Consider the following 17,725-nt stretch of genomic DNA (forward strand, 5'->3'; position numbering starts at 1 on the left):
ATACCGAAATGGAAAATAATACTACACAAGTCACTGAAACTAAAAAGAAAAAAAGTTTAGTTTTCCCTATTATTTTAGCGGTTGTTTTGATCGGCGGAGGAATTTATGGATACAGAACCTATTCTTACGGTCAGGTACATGAAGAAACAGACGATGCACAGATTGCTTCCAATATGTCGCCGGTTATTTCAAAAATTTCAGGATACGTAACGGAAGTAAAAGTAAAAGACAACCAGTTCGTAAAAAAAGGTGATACACTGGTAATCCTCGACAACAGAGATCAGAAAATGGCTCTTGAGCAGGCAGAAGCAGCTTTGTCTACCGCAAAAAGCAATATTTCAAACGCGCAAGCGAGTACAACGGCCACATCCAAAAACATCGGTTCATCCGAAGCAGCGGTCACAACAGCCAATGCCCAGATCGAAGCCGCAAAAGTAAACGTATGGAAAACTACGCAGGATCTGAAAAGATATGCCAATCTGGTAAAAGATCATTCCATTACAGAACAGCAATACGAGCAGGCTTTAGCAGCAAAACAAACGGCGGATAAACAGCTTCAGGTTTTAATTGATCAAAGAAATCAGATCGCTCAACAAACCAATATCGCATCATCTCAGACAGCAGCAAGCTCACAGCAAATCAGCGTGGCCGGTTCTGTAGCCAAGCAGAGAGAAGTAGATGTGGAAAATGCAAGACTAAACCTGTCTTACACAGTAATAGTGGCTCCTGAAGACGGATTTGTAGGAAAAGTTCCGATTCAGGCAGGACAATACTTACAGGCAGGATCCCAGTTATTTGCTTTGGTTAAAGATGATCAGAAATGGGTAGTGGCCAATTTCAAAGAAACGCAGGTTGATAAGATGGTAGAAGGACAAAAGGTGAAAATTGAAATTGATGCCTTCCCGGACAGAGAATTTGAAGGCGTAGTAAGCTCTTTCTCCCCTGCAACCGGTGCTACATTCTCCATTCTTCCTCCGGACAACGCGAGCGGTAACTTCGTAAAAGTAGTACAGAGACTTCCTGTAAAGATCGATTTTGTAAACCTGGATAAGGATGTTGCAAAAAAACTCAGAACAGGGATGAATGTGAAAGCAGAAGTTTCATTGAAATAAAAATATAAGTGAATTGTCAGTTTGCGGAGGTAAATTGATGATGAATATTAAGGAAGCAGGTCATGAAGTTGATGACGGTTTGCAGATGAAAGTCAGCCATCAGGAGGAAAATGAAGAAGCAGGCTGAGGATGAAGATGATTCCGGCAATGAAGATGGAAATCAATGAAGATGTTGAAATGAAGCAGTAAAACAATAATGTTGATGGAACATTGACAATTCACTTTTAAATTAAGATTTTTCGAGATTCAGAAATTGCTGTATCCGTGATGGGTTAAAAATTAAATGAAATTTAAAAAGTAATATTCAATTGCTTTTACTGACAATATTTTAAAACCTTCACATATACAGAAATTAATGATTAAGAATAAAGTTAGTTCGTAAAAATGCTTGTTCACATTCTCATTTTTCTGAATCTCCTAATCTCTTAATTTTTTTAATACTATTAAAACAAACATGCAAGATTCATTAGTAGAATATGGAGCGCGGAGAGTAATCATCACGATTACAGCAATTCTTTGTGCTTTGCTTGAAATTGTGGATTCCACGATTGTAAATGTTGCCCTCAATGAGATGAAGGGTAACCTGGGAGCCACACTTTCCGAAGTCGGCTGGGTCATTACCGCCTACGCGATCGGAAACGTGATTATCGTGCCGATGACGAGCTGGCTTTCCCAGCAGTTTGGGCGTAGAAATTACTTTGCAGCATCCATCATTATATTCACTGTATTCTCATTTCTCTGCGGAAATGCCACCAACATCTGGGAACTGGTATTTTTCAGATTGATGCAGGGAATCGGTGGGGGAGCTTTATTGGTAACTTCACAGACCATTATTACAGAATCTTACCCGATTGAAAAAAGAAGTATGGCGCAGGCGATTTATGGTTTAGGGGTAATTATTGGCCCTACATTAGGCCCACCATTGGGAGGTTATATTGTAGATAATTTCAGCTGGCCGTATATTTTCTATATTAATATTCCTATCGGGATTGCAGCAACTTTAATGACGCTCCAGTTCGTGAAAAGCCCAAAATATGCGGAAAAGCGTAAAGCTTCGGATGTCGACTGGATCGGGATCGCTCTATTGGCTATTACCGTTGGGTCGTTACAGTATATTTTGGAAAGAGGTCATGAAGAAGACTGGTTTGCAAGCGGATGGATTGTACTCTTTACAGCATCAGCAGTTTTAGGGTTTATACTTTTCCTCTGGCGGGAACTCACCTTCAAATATCCTATTGTAGAATTAAGGGTTCTGAAGAACAGCAACTTAAGGATCGGTACAGTCATGTCCTTTGTATTGGGATTCGGTTTATATGGTTCTACATTCATTGTTCCGCTGTACACCCAGAGTATTTTAGGATGGACGGCCCTGCAGTCTGGTGCGCTGATGATTCCTGCGGCACTTACAACAGCATTCATGATGCCGATTATCGGACGGTTATTATCAGCCGGTGCCAAACAGCAGATTCTTGTCGCCTTAGGATTATTTATATTCTTTGTCTACAGTTTCTGGGGGTATAAAATTCTGACACCCGATACCAGTAAAGATGCCTTCTTCTGGATGCTGATCGTAAGGGGAGCGGGGCTTGGGCTCTTATTTATTCCAATTACCTCCTTATCTTTAAGTACGCTGAAGGGTCAGGAAATCGGCCAGGGAGCAGCCTTTACCGGGATGATGAGACAGCTGGGAGGATCTTTCGGGATTGCAGCCATCACGACATTCATTGCCAATGCCAGTCAGAAATACAGGGTCAACCTCATCTCCCATCTTGATGAAACAGACTTTGCGGTTCAGCAGAGACTCCAGGCTTTAAAAGGAAGCTTCATGGCTAAAGGAATGACGCCCGATGCTGCGATGAATGCCGCCTACAAAATGCTTGATCTTTCCGTAACCAAACAGGCTACTGTACTTTCTTACATGGATGTGTTCCTCTATCTCGGGGTAATATTCCTGATCTGTATTCCGTTTATCCTCTTTATTAAAGAAAGAAAGGGTAAACAGAAAATCGATCTTAGTGAAGCCATGCATTAACATAAATAACCTCCGTTTTGCGGAGGTTATTTTATCTGCCTTCGTATCTCCTTAAAATTCTGATACAATAACAATACGGCTGGGTTTTTAAAGGATTAATATCTATAATTTACCTAAATGGAATGGTTCATCAGTAGTCGGGCGGTCTTCCGGATAGGTTTTTATACGTCTTAGAAAGATATTTATACGTTTTATACGTAGAATGATATATATAAAATATATCTGTATTTATATTAAACGGATCTGTATATATTTAAAACATATAAAAACATTACTAAAACGTATAAAGATATGTTTAAGACGTATAGCGATATATCTTAAACGTATAATGACCACTGATTCACCGGTCCGGACCATTGAAAAATGTCTCCTGACATACATCTGTCATCATCAGGTTGTACATTTACAGAATAAATGTGAACTTAGCAGGTCACACTGGGGTCTGCATCAGCACTGCTCCGGAAAAAATTTACTAAAACCGAAAATATTTTATCAATGAGTTACTGTTCAGCAATAGAAAGAATGACCCCCGAAGATCGCAAGGCACTTCATCAAAATTACCACGACAACCACTACGGTTTCCCGATTCATGATGATAATGAGCTGTTCGGGAGACTGATCATGGAGATCAACCAGGCCGGACTGAGTTGGGAGACGATCCTGAAAAAAGAAGAAGGCTTCAGAAAAGCGTATGATAATTTTAATATTAAAAAAGTAGCCGCCTATACGGAAGCCGACCGCGAAAGACTGCTGAGTGACCCGGGAATCATCAGGAATAAACTGAAGGTAAACGCTGCCATCGAAAATGCAAAAACCATCATTGCGCTTCAGAAGGAATTCGGATCATTTGAAAAATGGCTGGAACATCACCATCCGAAAACATTGCCGGAATGGATGAAGCTGTTCAAGAAAACCTTCAAATTCACCGGCGGAGAAATCGTTAACGAATTCCTGATGAGCATCGGCTACCTGAAAGGCTCTCATTCTGAAAACTGCCCCGTGCATGAAATCGTATTGCAGCAAAACCCGAAGTGGCTGGAAGCTGAGTGATGATTTTTAAAATTAAATTCTTAAAATCTTAATGGTTAAAATAAATTCTTCTTTGAGAAATAAAACCATTAAGATTGATTTAAGAAGTTAAATTAGGTAAGGGTTTTTAATGGTTTTGTACTCAAGATCGAAGAAATCGGGATATTGGTAGAAGATTTAGAGAGAATTTCACAGTTGTCGGGATTGAAATATTAGCTTTCTTATATTATTTAATTACCAAATAACTATTTCCACCGATCCATAAACTCATTATAGGCTTCCCGGTAAGAATCTGTGACAGCAATTTCCATTCGTCCAATTTGTACAGAATTTTTCTTTACTGCTGTGATCTTATCTAATGAAACGATATAAGAGCGGTGAATTCTTAAAAATTTGTGAGGATTTAGTTTTTCTTCGATACTTTTTAAGGTTGTTAAGGTGAGAATTGGTTTTGTTTCTTTCTCAAGATAAATTTTGACATAATCTTTCATTGCTTCGATATACAAAATTTGATCTTTCACGATTTTTACCAATTGATATTCTACTTTGATATAGAGAAATGGATCGCTAATAGGAGCTGAATCCGTAGAAACAGAAATTGGTTTTTCTTCTTTTATTTCAGGAGTCTGTCTGATCAATTTAAAATAATTTTCAGCTTTAAGGACTGCTTTGCTGAAATCTACATAGGTAAAAGGCTTTAGCAGATAATCTAATGCATCCACCGAATAGCCCTCCAAAGCATAAGTGTCATAGGCAGTAGTAAAAATGATTCTTGGCTTTTCACTGATTTGCTTTCTATCAAGGATCTGTGCCATTTCCATTCCGCTGAGTTCGGGCATTCTGACGTCTGTGAAGATCAGGTCCACATTATTGCTTTTTAGAAATGAAATAGCTTCCATACCGGACGAGAATTCTGCTGACAATTCCAGTTCAGGAGTACGCAGCACGTATCTTTTGATCAGATCCAGTGCAATCGGTTCGTCATCGATAATGATACAGCTTATTTTCATACAAGATGCAATTTAAGGATAATTCTGAATTCTTTTTTCTCTAAATCTTCAGTAGTTTCCAGTTCGTAATGATTGGGATAGAGCAGATCCAGACGCCGTTTGGTATTGGTAAGACCGATGCCGTTACTTTCTTCCAGATCCTTCGTGCTAATTTCTGCAATCGGATTGAAAACCTCAAAAAAGAGAATGTTTTCGTCCTGTGAAATACGGATGGTAATTTCATCTTCCTTATGATGAGTGATTCCGTGTTTGAAGGCATTTTCTACAAAAGGAAGTAAAATCATCGAAGAAACGGGGTAATCCTGAACAGACTTTGGCTTCTCAAAAATAATCTTGGTATTCTGTGGAATTCTGAGTTGCATCAATTTGATATAATGCTCTATAAACTGAATTTCCTTACTCAGCATCGAGGAGTGATGTTTAGTTTCATAGATCACATATCTCATCATCAATGACAGGCTGTGCAATGCTTCCTGAGCCTTCTCTACATTGGTTTCCGTTAATGCATAGATGGCATGAAGGACATTGAAATAAAAATGCGGATTGATCTGGGCTTTCAGGAAGGCGAGCTCAGAAGCAAGTTTCTCCTGCTCCAGTTTTTTGCGGCGATTGCTGATATCTTTCAGTCTCTCATTGACTTTTACGGTCGTACTTATGAATATTAAAAACAGTGTGACAACCAAAAATATAAAGCTGTTGATCGTGAGAAAGTTGACTCTGCTGTTTTGGTTGGTGCTGTCCATTTTTTCCATTACTAAATGGACTTTGTAGAAAACGGCAATATAATAATTGAGAGTAGCAGAAATACTGATGATCAAACATAAAACAATGATGAAAACAAAGCTTTTATTCCTGAATAATATTTTGGGAACTATGACATAATAGTTCAGATAAAATGTCCCAAAATAAAGAATCAGCTGATAGATCTGCAGAACCCAAAACTCCTTGGGAAAAGAAATCTGAAATGTCAGCGGAAACAGTAAAAATAAAAAAAAGTGGGATTATGATATATAAATGAGGAGCCCACAAAAGGTTCTTTTTCATTCTGATTTTAAAATTTGTGGAGTAAATAAAAACAAAATAAATCAATTTCCGTCAGAAATCTTCCCAAAATCACTGATTTACCGACGAATCCAAAGGTTTTTACCGACGAAATGAGATTTTTTGATTATTCATTTTTCATCGATACGATTTCTGGTTTTTATCTATTTGTTGTTGCTGTAGGTCTGTAAACCGAAAATTTGTGATTTGGTTGAACTTATTTTGATGCATGAAAAGAGGAATTATGTTTTCCAATGACATTATTTCCTCAGCAACGTTAATCAAAATCAAATATAATGTACAGCTTTAATCAACGTATAAAAAATTCTGTTCTGAGCATTATGGCAATATCGTTATTGACATCTTGCGGCGGAGATAATAAGAATTCGGGTGCTTCCGGTATGGGAGGGCCGCAGGGAGAACAGACTTATCCTGTTTTTACAGTGCAGTCTCGTTCCACAGATCTTTATCGTGATTATCCGGTAACCATAGACGGACAGGAAGTGGTCAACATTCAGCCAAAAATTGACGGCTACGTCAAACAGGTTTATATTGATGAAGGCGCTGTGGTTCATAAGGGGCAAACCTTATTTACCATTTTTAATCCTCAGTATCAGCAGGAGCTGGAAAATGCCCAGGCAGCCGTAATAAGTGCTAAAGCAGATCTTAATTCGGCTGATATGGCGGTAAGAAAAGTAAAACCTTTGGTACAGAAAGACATTGTCAGCAAGTTTGAGCTGGAGTCAGCAGAATATACTTTACAGATGAGAAAATCAGCGTTTAACCAGGCGAACTCTAAGGTGGCAACTGCGAAAACCAATCTCAATTATACCCGTATTACAAGTCCAATTAACGGTGTCGTGGGAAGTCTTCCAATGAAGACGGGAAGTTATGTAAGCAGTACAAGTACCACACCGCTGACCACAATTTCTGATACGGGAAATGTATTCGCCTATTTCTCAATGAGTGAAAAGCAGCTTTTGGAATTTCTGAGAGATACTCCCGGAGCGACGGTTCAGGAGAAATTGAAAAGCAGTCCATCGGTTACATTATTACTTTCCGACGGTTCCGAATACGACCAGAAAGGTACTCTTGAAGCTGTTCTGGGCCAGATCAACAGCCAGACAGGATCGTCCAGTTTCAGAGCCAACTTTCCAAATCCGAAAGGACTGATCAGAAGTGGGGCAAGTGGAACGATCCGTCTTACAGAGCATTTAGATAAGGTAGTGATGATTCCGCAAAAAAGTACTTACGAGTTACAGGGAAAACGATTTGTTTATGTAGTGAATGCTGATAACACTGTGAAAAGTGTTGAGGTAGAGGTAATGGATATTACGAAAGATCAATATTTCGTGGTGACCAAAGGCCTGAAAGCAGGAGACAAAGTTGTTTTTGACGGAGCCGGTACATTGAAAAATAGTACCAAAATCAAACCGGAAAATACCAACGCATACATTGCCAATTAAACTCATAGTCAATCAATACATAAATCTAAGATATGTTACAAAAATTTATAGACCGCCCGGTTCTGTCAACAGTAATTTCGGTGATTATTGTGATACTGGGATATCTTGGTCTTTCGTCAATTCCTATTTCACAATATCCTGAGATTGCGCCGCCTACAGTTGTTGTTTCGACTTCTTACCAGGGAGCGAATGCTGATGTGGTGATGAATAGCGTGATCGTTCCCTTGGAGGAGCAGATCAACGGTGTGGAAGATATGACCTATATGACTTCTACGGCGAGCAATGATGGTTCTGCAAAGATCTCTATTTATTTTAAATTGGGAACGGATCCTGATCTGGCAGCAGTCAATGTTCAGAACAGAGTGTCCAAAGCATCAAGTTTATTGCCTCAGGAGGTTACCAAATCGGGTGTTACCACGCAGAAGCAACAGAGCAGCAATGTGATGATCTTCTCTCTTTACAGCGATAACCCGTCATTTGATCAGAAATTCCTTCAGAATTATGCCAATATCAACCTGCTTCCGGAGCTCAAGCGTATTAATGGAGTAGGTGATGCATCTGTCTTCGGAAGTATGGATTACTCCATGCGTATCTGGCTTAAACCTGATGCAATGGCGAATTATGGATTAATTCCGACTGATATCAGCAATGCTTTGGCAGAACAGAATGTAGAGGCGGCACCTGGGAAATTCGGTGAAAAAGGAAATCAAGCCTTCCAGTTTACAATTAAATATACAGGCCGTCTAAAATCGGTTTCAGAATTTGGAGATATTATTATTAAAGGGAATTCAAAAGCTAATATTCTGAGATTGAAGGACGTTGCCAGGATAGAACTGGGCTCGCAGAGTTATTCGAGTTCGTCAACAACTAACGGAAAACCTTCAGTGGGTATTGGAATTTCGCAGACTTCCGGGTCAAATGCCCATGAGCTGATTCAGCAATGTCAGGCAACAATCGAAAAAGCAAGCCAGTCATTTCCTGATGGCATCAAATATACCGAATTGATGAATGCTAATGATTTCCTTAATGCCTCGATAGAAAAAGTAATCCATACGCTGATAGAAGCTTTTATTCTTGTTTTTATTGTTGTATTTGTTTTCCTGCAGGATTTCCGTTCAACTTTGATTCCGGCCATTGCAGTCCCGGTTGCGATTATCGGGACGTTCTTTTTCCTTAATTTATTTGGATTTACGCTTAATCTTTTGACACTTTTTGCATTGGTTCTGGCCATTGGAATTGTAGTGGATGATGCTATTGTTGTGGTAGAAGCTGTTCATGCTGAGCTGGACCAGGGAGTAGAATCTGCCAAGGAAGCAACATCCAAAGCGATGAACGGAATTAGTGGAGCGATCATCTCGATTACTTTGGTAATGGCTGCGGTGTTCATCCCCGTATCATTTATTTCTGGTTCTACAGGCGTTTTTTATAAGCAGTTTGGTTTAACATTAGCGATAGCGATTGTCATTTCGGCGGTTAATGCATTGACATTAAGTCCTGCATTATGTGCTCTTTTCTTAAAGCCTCATCAGGATTCTGAGCATCATAAAAAGGGTTTCTTACATAGATTTTATACCTCGTTCAACGTTGCATTCGACGGAATGACTCAAAAATATAAAGGCGGCGTAAAGTTTTTAATCAAAAGAAAATGGCTTGCAATTGTTTCCATCGTTGTATTTGGAGGACTTTTCTGGTGGCTGATGAAAACAACACCATCGGGATTTGTACCTAACGAAGATCAGGGTGTTTTATTTGCAAACATCAGTCTTCCTGCAGGGTCATCGCTGGAAAGAACAGCTGAGGTCACCGAGAAGGTCGATCACTTGATAAAACAATTACCGGAAGTACAGACGACACTCAGACTTAACGGACAGAATTTCATCGCCGGAGCCGGAGGTTCATATGGAATGGTAATCATAAAACTTAAACCTTGGGATGAAAGAAAAGGGAAAGCTCAGGATATCAACAGTATCACGGGGAAACTCTTTGGAATGACGGGGAATATCCGTTCTGCCAATGTCGTTTTCTTTGCTCCACCTACACTTCAGGGCTTCGGAAACAGCAGTGGTTTCGAATTTCAGCTTCAGGATAAAACCGGCGGAGATTTGAATACCTTTAACAATACCAGTAAAAAATTCCTGGCCGCACTGAGCAAACGTCCGGAAATTCAGTTCGCTACAACATCATTTGATAACAATTTCCCACAGTATGAAATGAATGTTGATGTGGAAAGAGCAAAAGAAGCCAATGTCTCCGTCAGTACTATTCTTAGTACGATGCAGGGCTATTATGGCGGGGTTTATTCTTCCAACTTTAATGATTTTGGAAAACAGTACCGGGTAATGTATCAGGCAGATGATCAGTTCCGCGCGAATCCTGAAACGTTGAATAAGATTTATGTCCGTACAGACGATAATGTGATGGCCCCGATTACCCAGTTCATCACAATGAAAAAAATATATGGTGCTGAAGCGATCAACCGTTTCAACCTATTTACCTCTATTGCAGTGCAGGGTTCGCAAAACAACGGTTATAGTTCAGGAGATGCCATTAAAGCGATTGAAGAAGTGGCCAAAAAAGAACTTCCTGTGGGTTTCGGATACGAATTTTCCGGATTGACGCGTGAAGAAACATCCAGCGGTTCTCAGACTGTTTATGTTTTCGTGCTTTGTCTGGTGTTCGTTTACTTCCTGTTGAGTGCGCAGTATGAAAGTTATATCATTCCTTTTGCGGTGTTGTTATCATTACCCTTAGGTTTGGCAGGAGCGTTCATTTTTGCTAAAATATTTGGTGTGCAAAACAATATTTATCTTCAGATTACCCTCATTATGCTGATCGGGCTTTTAGCTAAGAACGGAATTCTGATTGTAGAATTTGCATTAGCGAGGAGAAAAGAAGGTTTAGGCCTCGTTCAGGCTGCTGTAGAAGGTGCGGTGGCGAGACTCCGACCGATTCTGATGACCTCTTTCGCTTTCATTTTAGGATTGCTTCCTCTGATGCTTTCGACAGGTGCGGGTGCCGTAGGGAATAAATCGATAGGAACGGGAGCTGTTGGAGGAATGCTGTTTGGGACAATTCTCGGTGTTTTTGTCACTCCTGCCTTATTTGTCATTTTTCAGTCTTTACAGGAAAGATTTAGAAAAAGCTGATCATCAATTTATAACAAATAAGAATCATTATGAAATTAAATAAAAATCATATCATATTACTGGTCGCTTTTCTCAGTGTGACTTCCTGTAAAGTGACAGATGCTTATCAGAAACCAGCCGCGAAAACAGAAAATATTTACAGGACAGACCGACCGGCAGAAGACAGTACTTCTATCGCCAATCTGTCGTGGAAAGAGCTTTTTACTGATGCTCAGTTGCAAAATCTTATTCAGGAAGGATTGAATAATAACACAGACATCAAAAATGCGATTCTGAAAATATCGGAATCGCAGGCAAGTCTGACACAGGCTAAATTAGGTTATTATCCAACACTAGACGGATCGTTTCAGGTCACTCACTCAAAACAATCAGCCAAATCGCTGAATTTGGGTGGATTAAGTAATCAGATCAATCTTAAAACGACGACCTATCAGTTGGGATTATCAGCAAGTTGGGAAGCTGATATATGGGGAAAGATCGGAAGTTTAAAACGCAAGGCTCTGGCCAATTATTTAGAAAGTGAAGCGGCGCAGCGTGCCGTTCAGACCCAATTGATTTCCAGTATAGCCACGTATTATTATCAATTATTATCATTGGATAAACAACTGGAAATTACAGAGGAAACTATAGAAAACAGAACGAAAGATGTAGAAACAATGAGGGCGCTGAAGGAAAGTGCTGTAGTGACAGGAGCTGCGGTGGTACAAAGCCAGGCCAATAAATTTTCTGCCGAAGTTTCTGTTCCGGATTTGAAAAAACAGATTCGTGAAACCGAAAATGCATTAAGTGTACTTCTAGGAAGAACACCTGGCAAGATAGAAAGGGGTTCACTGGATGACCAGACTTCAGTCGGCAGCATCAGTACCGGAGTTTCTTCCGATCTGTTAAAAAGACGTCCGGATATCCAGCAGGCAGAGCTGCAGTTCAGATCAGCTTTTGAAGATGTAAATGTTGCAAAAGCTAATTTTTATCCAAGTCTTACATTAACTGCAGAAGGAGGCTTTGCTTCTTTAAAACTTAAAGATTTTTTTAATCAGTCTGTCTTTTATAATCTCATAGGAGGTTTGGCGCAACCCATTTTTTCACAAGGTAAGAATAAAGCGAGCTTAGCCATTGCGAAAGCACAAAAGGAAGCTGCCTATAACACCTATCAGCAAACCATACTGAATGCCGGACAGGAAGTTTCCGATGCTCTTTTTTCGTATGAAAATGCTCTGGAAAAGCAAAAGATCCGAACAGAACAACTGGTCTATCTCAACAAATCGGTAGAATTTACCAAGGAATTACTGCGTTTCACGTCCAATACCAATTACACCGATGTTTTGACGTCTGAGCAAAGCTTACTTGCAGCCCGCCTGAATGGAATAAGTGATAAGTTACAGGAGTTACAGGCAATTGTGGATCTTTATATTGCTTTGGGTGGAGGATTATATTAGTTGTTTAATAGCTTTAGAATGGCACCACGACCTTAAAATGGTGTCATTTAGATACGTTTGTGACGATTTTCTTGATGTTTATCTTGAGCTACCATAATAAATAGGACTTGATATAATTTACCTGACATTTCTTTGGATTTAGTGTCCATATTTACATATCTTTTTGGCTTATAAATTGATAGTATGAACGGTATTGAATTTTTGGTAAATTGATGAATAAATCGATTGTAATTTTGGTTTTCTTTGTAAGCTGTTTTTCTTTTTTTTACGCACAGGAGAAAAAAGATTCGATTTATTATAAAATTGAAAAATTTTCGGACAAAAGGAAAGTTACACGATTCATTCATCGTTTCATATTTCGTAGAGAAGCAGATTCGACTTCTGTAAAAACAACCACTGAAAAACTGTCGCAGGAAACTTACAACGGAAAGTACATAAGAAATATTCGGGTAGAAACAATTGATCCATTTGGATATGGTTCCAAAGACAAAAAAGAGAAATTCAGATGGTACGACTGGTTTACAAATCATCTGCATTCCAACACAAGAATTTCTACGGTTAATAATTATCTGCTTTTTGAAAAAGGAGAAGAATATAATGCGCAAAAAATCTATGAATCTGAGCGTTTGCTTAGAACAATGCCTTTTATAAACAGGGTTAATATCAGTATTTCGGACAGTACTTCTACTAAAGATTCCGTGGATGTAGTGGTAAAAGTTCTGGATTCCTGGAGCTTGAAACCGAGAGTCAGTTATTCCGGAAGCAAAATTGGCTTGGGAGTTACCGAAGAAAATGTACTCGGTTTGGGGCATGGATTAGATTTGCTTTACAGAAACGATTCTAAAGAAAAGCAAGACTATCTTTTTGGAAGTTATACGGCCTACAATCTTTTTGGTTCTTATATTAATGCTCAGGTGTTGGGAGAAAGAGATTTCTCTAAAAATGAAAGAATCAATTTTAATGTAAGAAGAGATTTTTTCTCACCATTAACGAAATGGGCAGGTGGTTTTTCTTTTGAATATTTTATGCGGAATGTTGCGCTTCCGATAGAAACGGATACCACTTTTCCGGAAGTCCAGATCAAAGTCTATAGTCAGGATTTATGGGGCGGTTATCAGATTCCCGTTTCTTCGAATTCCAGTGAAAAAATATCTAGCAATATCGCACTGATTGGAAGATTTCAAAATTATCAGTATAAAGACAGCCCGGGAATTGACCAGTATCAGTATTTCAGTTCATACAGTAGTTTTCTGGCATCCGCCGGATTTATTCAGAGAAAATTTGAACTGCAGAAAAATATTTTTCAATATGATTTGCCGGAAGATATCGCTTATGGAACTTCTGTGAATGTTACTGCCGGTTTTTTATCAAGAAGCAGTAAAATGATACCGTATGCCGGAATTTCGACAACGTATGGCAGCTTTATAAAACTTGGTTATTTCAGTCTGAAAGCTCAGTTAGGACGTTTTTTTAATGAGGATCGGCAAGACCGTGAGTCTTTCCGTTTAGATGGAATGTATTTTACAAATCTGATGGATTGGAAATTTGCAAAAGCAAGACATTTCTTTTCTCCGACTTTGGCATTGGGAAACCCGCAGCATAATTATTCTTACATAGACCGAATTAATCTTTCTTCAGGGGATGAATTTCCGGTTTATAATGCAGATTATATAGGGACTAAAAAATTGGTTTTACGATATCAGCTTCAGCTTTTCATTAATAAGACCTGGAAGAATTTTCATTTCAGTCCATATCTGACTGCGGCAGCCGGATGGCTAAGCATGCCTGACGAGAAATTATTGAAAACAAGAACAAACACTAAAATAGGAATTGGGGTTTTAATCAACAATCCGTATCTGGTTTTCAACAGGATTCAAATTTCTTTTATGTATTATCCTCGCGTTCCGTTTGATAATAATTCGCTTTTTGATTTTAACAGCAACCGTAATAACGTTTTATCAATGAATAGTTTTGGTACCGATATTCCGCATTTTGTGAATTTCGGGAATTGAGTTAGATTTTATGATAATTATATAAAGTTAATATTTACTACACGAAAAATATAGTTAACGAACATGATATTGACAAAAATAAAATGCCAGATATTTAATAAATCGAATTTTGTATAATATAAATCTCAGTAAGATTCCGGTAAAATATTGTGAAAGAATTTAACGATATTCTTTTTCAATTTCTCAAAAATATCGGAAGTTCCAAATTCTTTGTTGTCGTAGCCGATCGGAAATCCTTTGTCAACATATTCAATATTTTTTGCCTCTGTAAGATTTTGGAAGTTTTTGTTGACAACTCCAGTTTCATCTGTGTGTATGTCTAAATATTTTACTGGAGCATTTTTAGAAAAATCCAATTTGCTAATCTCTATTGTCTTGACTTCTCTTTTCAAATCTGATCTAAAGTATAGATTCATTTTCTTTGTATCAATAACAGTCTGCCATTCTCCCGGATGTATAGAATTCAAAATATTCCAGACATAATCAACAGGTCTTTCGTCGTACTTATAATTCTTCAACATATAGTAGGTACGATTGTAGCGGTCTTCCCATTTTGTACTTTGATCAAAATTAAACTTTTCCTTTCCACCAAGGAAATCAAATTTTTTAGCAGTAGACAGGTCCTTATGATATTGATTGTTGCACAAAAGAGGCATTGGCATTTCTTTATTCGTCAATACTTTGTATTTACCGTTTAACAAAGCTATAGTTGCGGAATTTCCTTTGGCATCAGTCAGAAAAAAATGACTACCAGCTGCATTGGGCCACCAATCAATATTTGGACCGCCCTGAAGGTGGTCTATCACTTCTTTTACAGTTTTATAATTGTCCAACTGATACTGAATCCACTGTGCCCAAAACATATTGGGTTGCTTAGGATTATAAACTTTAGTGGTTTCTTCTAAATATAATTCCACTAAAAAAAGTCCTTTTTCATTTACTCCATAGCAAGGGAAATCATATCCCAAAAGATTAAAGGTGACAGATCCGAATTTTGAAGTCCATTGCGTATTGAATTGTAAATGATCTGTTGTCAAGTTTTGCCAGCTGATATTTCTTTTAAGAACGTCACGCTTGTTCACTACAATCATTCCGGGCATTGTTTTCCAATTCTCATTGAAACCAATGACATTATAATTTTTACCTGTAAGTAAAAACGCTGAGCAGGCCTGACTTTGATTGGATAGAATAAGAGTACAAATTGCAAATATTCGCAGGAACAAAAACTTCATATTAAATAATTTATGAATTTATTTATAATCAACAAATATAATAAGATTCATTAAAAGTATTTTTTAAAGGTAATTAAATTTAAGCACCTACATACAATTTTACACCTCAATATCCCATTTTTTACGGTAATTTAGGAACAATGAAAGTTCGAGTTTCTGGATAGGCGTTCTAACTGATCTCAAAGCTTGTGGTATGGAAGATATTCTTATATGGCAACTAATAACCTGAACGGCTTTACCCAAACCATCTGCAGTGTTTTTTCACGGTCTCAATTCAGATATATATTTAGCACAAATTTCATTGTAAATCTAAAAACCTTATAACAATCCATTGGTAAACGTCTTGATGAAATTCTCCCTGTAGATCTCACCGATCGGAACCTCCCTGTCATCGAAATTGATTGAATAACTGTCAAAAGAAATGATATGCTCACTGTTGATCACATAAGACTTGCTTACTCTGATGAAGCTTGGCAAAGGAATTTTTTTGATGAATGGTCTTAAGATTCATGGAGGCTATGATCTTCTGCGATGTGGTATGGATCAGAACATAATCTTTTAAGCCTTCAATGTATTTGATGTCTGTAAAATTGACCTTAAAAAATTTCTTCTCAGATCTTATAATCATAAACTCCGAAGTGCTTTTTTCCAGGCTGTTTTCTTTATTGGCCGATAATAGATCGCTATAGTGTTGGGCTTTGTCGACCGCCTTTTGCAGCCGCTCATTGTCAAAAGGCTTTAGAAGGTAATCTATGGCATCCAGCTCATAGCTTTCCAGTGCATATTGAGGATATGCTGTTGTGAAAATGACCAGACTGCTTTTTGGTATTGTTTCAATAAACTGCAATCCTGTCATTTTAGGCATTTGTATATCAAGAAACACCAGGTCTGCTTCATTTCCTGAAAGGAATTTTTCTGCGGCCGACGCACTTGAAAAACTTCCGACTACTGTGGGTCCGGAGATCTCTTCCAGCATCGAATGTAATTCCTCTCTTGCCAATGGCTCGTCGTCTATAATGATACAGTTCATATCGGGATTTTTTAAGTTAACGGTATACTGATTGGCTGTCGATGTGGTTTCTAACTTATATTCATCCTCATTAAATAAAAGCTGTAACCTTCGGATAATATTTTTCAGTCCCAGACCTCCATAAGGATTTTCAGTCTGCTCTTTTTCTAGAGGTATAGAATTGATGCATGAAAAGCATATTTCTTTTTCGGTGACGAAAAACCTGATATTGATGTTACTCTGATTTTCTGAAGTTTCCGTACTGTGCTTGATCGCGTTCTCTACGAATGGCAAAAATAGGTTAGGAGGTATTTCGATCGTTCTCAGATCCGGCACTTCATTATCTGTCTGGATCGTAAAATCAAAGTGATCTCTTCTGATCTTTTCAAGACTTAGAAAATTGGTTATGAACTTAATTTCGGAAGTCAGCCTGACCTTTTCATTGCTACTCTCATACAGCTGATATCTCAACAGATCTGATAATCTCACAATGATGTCCGTTGCCTTCAAAGGGTTGTTTCTGATCAGTGCCTTTATATTATTGAGCATATTGAACAAAAAATGTGGGGTGATCTGATTTTTCAGTTCATTCAGTTCGAGATTCATGGTCAGAGTCTTTAATTCTGACATTCTGGTACTGTCTACGATCCACCTTTGCAGAAGTTTTATAGTCGTAGTCAATAAGATAAAAAGCATAACGAAATTCACGCTCTCAAAATATTCATTGACAGGGAATGTCCGATGTTGATCATTGATATGATAATTATTAAAAATATTTCCAATAATAAAAATAAGAAAAGCGAGACCTATGATACAAAGCATCAGTACAGCCAAAAGATATGCAAAATACTTTCCTTTGAAAAAAAATAAAGGGACAATCACATACATATTGACGTAGATCATCATTACAAATGTCATAAACACCGTAAGGAATAGAAAATATCTGGAATCTTCTGTAAAGTCAGAAGTAAAGTTTGCATTGACTAATAACAAAAATAGCCATAGTAAGAGCAGAATATGCCTGACAAAACGATAGCGGGCATCCACTAAAAAGTTAATAATGCCACTGTTCTTATTAGCCTGATAGGTTTCCATTATAAATGTATTCATTACAAAAATAGAGCATTTATAATAGAGCGTTAAATAATTTATACAAAACAGCTGTTTTCGACTACCAAAAAAATTATGGGATTTGGTAGA

General features: G+C 38.0%; 12 protein-coding genes and 1 pseudogene. 8 read left to right on the plus strand and 5 right to left on the minus strand.

The annotated features are described in order from the left end of the window. Nucleotides 1–8 precede the first annotated feature (8 nt). From AAHI02_RS18850 to AAHI02_RS18860, 3 genes are all read left to right on the plus strand, one after another. Nucleotides 9–1,112: an HlyD family secretion protein gene (locus AAHI02_RS18850; protein WP_346984565.1), complete on the plus strand. Its 1,104-nt coding sequence runs from the start codon at nucleotides 9–11 to the stop codon at nucleotides 1,110–1,112. Between the two features lie 454 nt (nucleotides 1,113–1,566). Then, nucleotides 1,567–3,144, plus strand: coding sequence for a DHA2 family efflux MFS transporter permease subunit (locus AAHI02_RS18855; protein WP_346984566.1), 1,578 nt, complete (start codon nucleotides 1,567–1,569; stop codon nucleotides 3,142–3,144). Nucleotides 3,145–3,639: 495 nt separating this feature from the next. Further along, complete coding sequence (locus tag AAHI02_RS18860; RefSeq protein ID WP_346984567.1) at nucleotides 3,640–4,194, plus strand: DNA-3-methyladenine glycosylase I; 555 nt, start codon at nucleotides 3,640–3,642, stop codon at nucleotides 4,192–4,194. A gap of 224 nt (nucleotides 4,195–4,418) precedes the next feature. Here AAHI02_RS18860 and AAHI02_RS18865 read toward each other — a convergent pair whose 3' ends face one another. Both AAHI02_RS18865 and AAHI02_RS18870 read right to left on the minus strand, forming a co-directional pair. Then, nucleotides 4,419–5,183, minus strand: coding sequence for a LytTR family DNA-binding domain-containing protein (locus AAHI02_RS18865; RefSeq protein ID WP_346984568.1), 765 nt, complete (start codon nucleotides 5,181–5,183; stop codon nucleotides 4,419–4,421). Further along, entirely contained in the window at nucleotides 5,180–5,935 is a 756-nt protein-coding gene (locus AAHI02_RS18870) for a histidine kinase (RefSeq protein ID WP_346984569.1), read from the minus strand. Before AAHI02_RS18870 ends, AAHI02_RS18865 begins: the two co-directional genes overlap by 4 nt. A 585-nt stretch (nucleotides 5,936–6,520) precedes the next feature. On the opposite strand from AAHI02_RS18870, the gene AAHI02_RS18875 reads away from it, so the two are divergent. The 4 genes from AAHI02_RS18875 (at nucleotide 6,521) to AAHI02_RS18890 (ending at nucleotide 14,284) form a co-directional block, all read left to right on the plus strand. Next, the gene (locus tag AAHI02_RS18875; RefSeq protein WP_346984570.1) at nucleotides 6,521–7,690 is read left to right on the plus strand and encodes an efflux RND transporter periplasmic adaptor subunit; all 1,170 of its coding nucleotides are present in this window, start codon (nucleotides 6,521–6,523) and stop codon (nucleotides 7,688–7,690) included. A gap of 32 nt (nucleotides 7,691–7,722) precedes the next feature. Beyond that, nucleotides 7,723–10,836, plus strand: coding sequence for an efflux RND transporter permease subunit (locus AAHI02_RS18880; RefSeq protein WP_346984571.1), 3,114 nt, complete (start codon nucleotides 7,723–7,725; stop codon nucleotides 10,834–10,836). A 29-nt stretch (nucleotides 10,837–10,865) separates the two neighbouring features. Then, nucleotides 10,866–12,272, plus strand: coding sequence for an efflux transporter outer membrane subunit (locus AAHI02_RS18885; RefSeq protein WP_346984572.1), 1,407 nt, complete (start codon nucleotides 10,866–10,868; stop codon nucleotides 12,270–12,272). Between the two features lie 212 nt (nucleotides 12,273–12,484). Beyond that, nucleotides 12,485–14,284 (plus strand): hypothetical protein, encoded by a 1,800-nt coding sequence (locus AAHI02_RS18890; RefSeq protein ID WP_346984573.1) that lies wholly within the window; start codon nucleotides 12,485–12,487, stop codon nucleotides 14,282–14,284. Between the two features lie 125 nt (nucleotides 14,285–14,409). Here AAHI02_RS18890 and AAHI02_RS18895 read toward each other — a convergent pair whose 3' ends face one another. Continuing rightward, nucleotides 14,410–15,516, minus strand: a complete 1,107-nt coding sequence (locus AAHI02_RS18895; RefSeq protein ID WP_346984574.1) for a linear amide C-N hydrolase — start codon at nucleotides 15,514–15,516, stop codon at nucleotides 14,410–14,412. 139 nt (nucleotides 15,517–15,655) lie between these two features. Between AAHI02_RS18895 and AAHI02_RS18900 the strand changes: the two are divergent. Then, a pseudogene (locus AAHI02_RS18900) lies at nucleotides 15,656–15,777 on the plus strand (transposase); the annotation flags it as partial. A 57-nt stretch (nucleotides 15,778–15,834) separates the two neighbouring features. On the opposite strand, the gene AAHI02_RS18905 reads toward AAHI02_RS18900, so the two are convergent. Together AAHI02_RS18905 and AAHI02_RS18910 are read right to left on the minus strand one after the other, a co-directional pair. Further along, nucleotides 15,835–15,960 (minus strand): LytTR family transcriptional regulator, encoded by a 126-nt coding sequence (locus AAHI02_RS18905; RefSeq protein WP_346986638.1) that lies wholly within the window; start codon nucleotides 15,958–15,960, stop codon nucleotides 15,835–15,837. Further along, nucleotides 15,947–17,635 (minus strand): response regulator, encoded by a 1,689-nt coding sequence (locus tag AAHI02_RS18910; protein ID WP_346984575.1) that lies wholly within the window; start codon nucleotides 17,633–17,635, stop codon nucleotides 15,947–15,949. The genes AAHI02_RS18905 and AAHI02_RS18910 overlap by 14 nt, the downstream gene beginning before the upstream one ends. Between the last annotated feature and the right edge of the window lie 90 nt (nucleotides 17,636–17,725).

Origin of the sequence: Chryseobacterium sp. POE27, assembly GCF_039727685.1 — a bacterium.
Classification (GTDB): Bacteria; Bacteroidota; Bacteroidia; order Flavobacteriales; family Weeksellaceae; genus Chryseobacterium.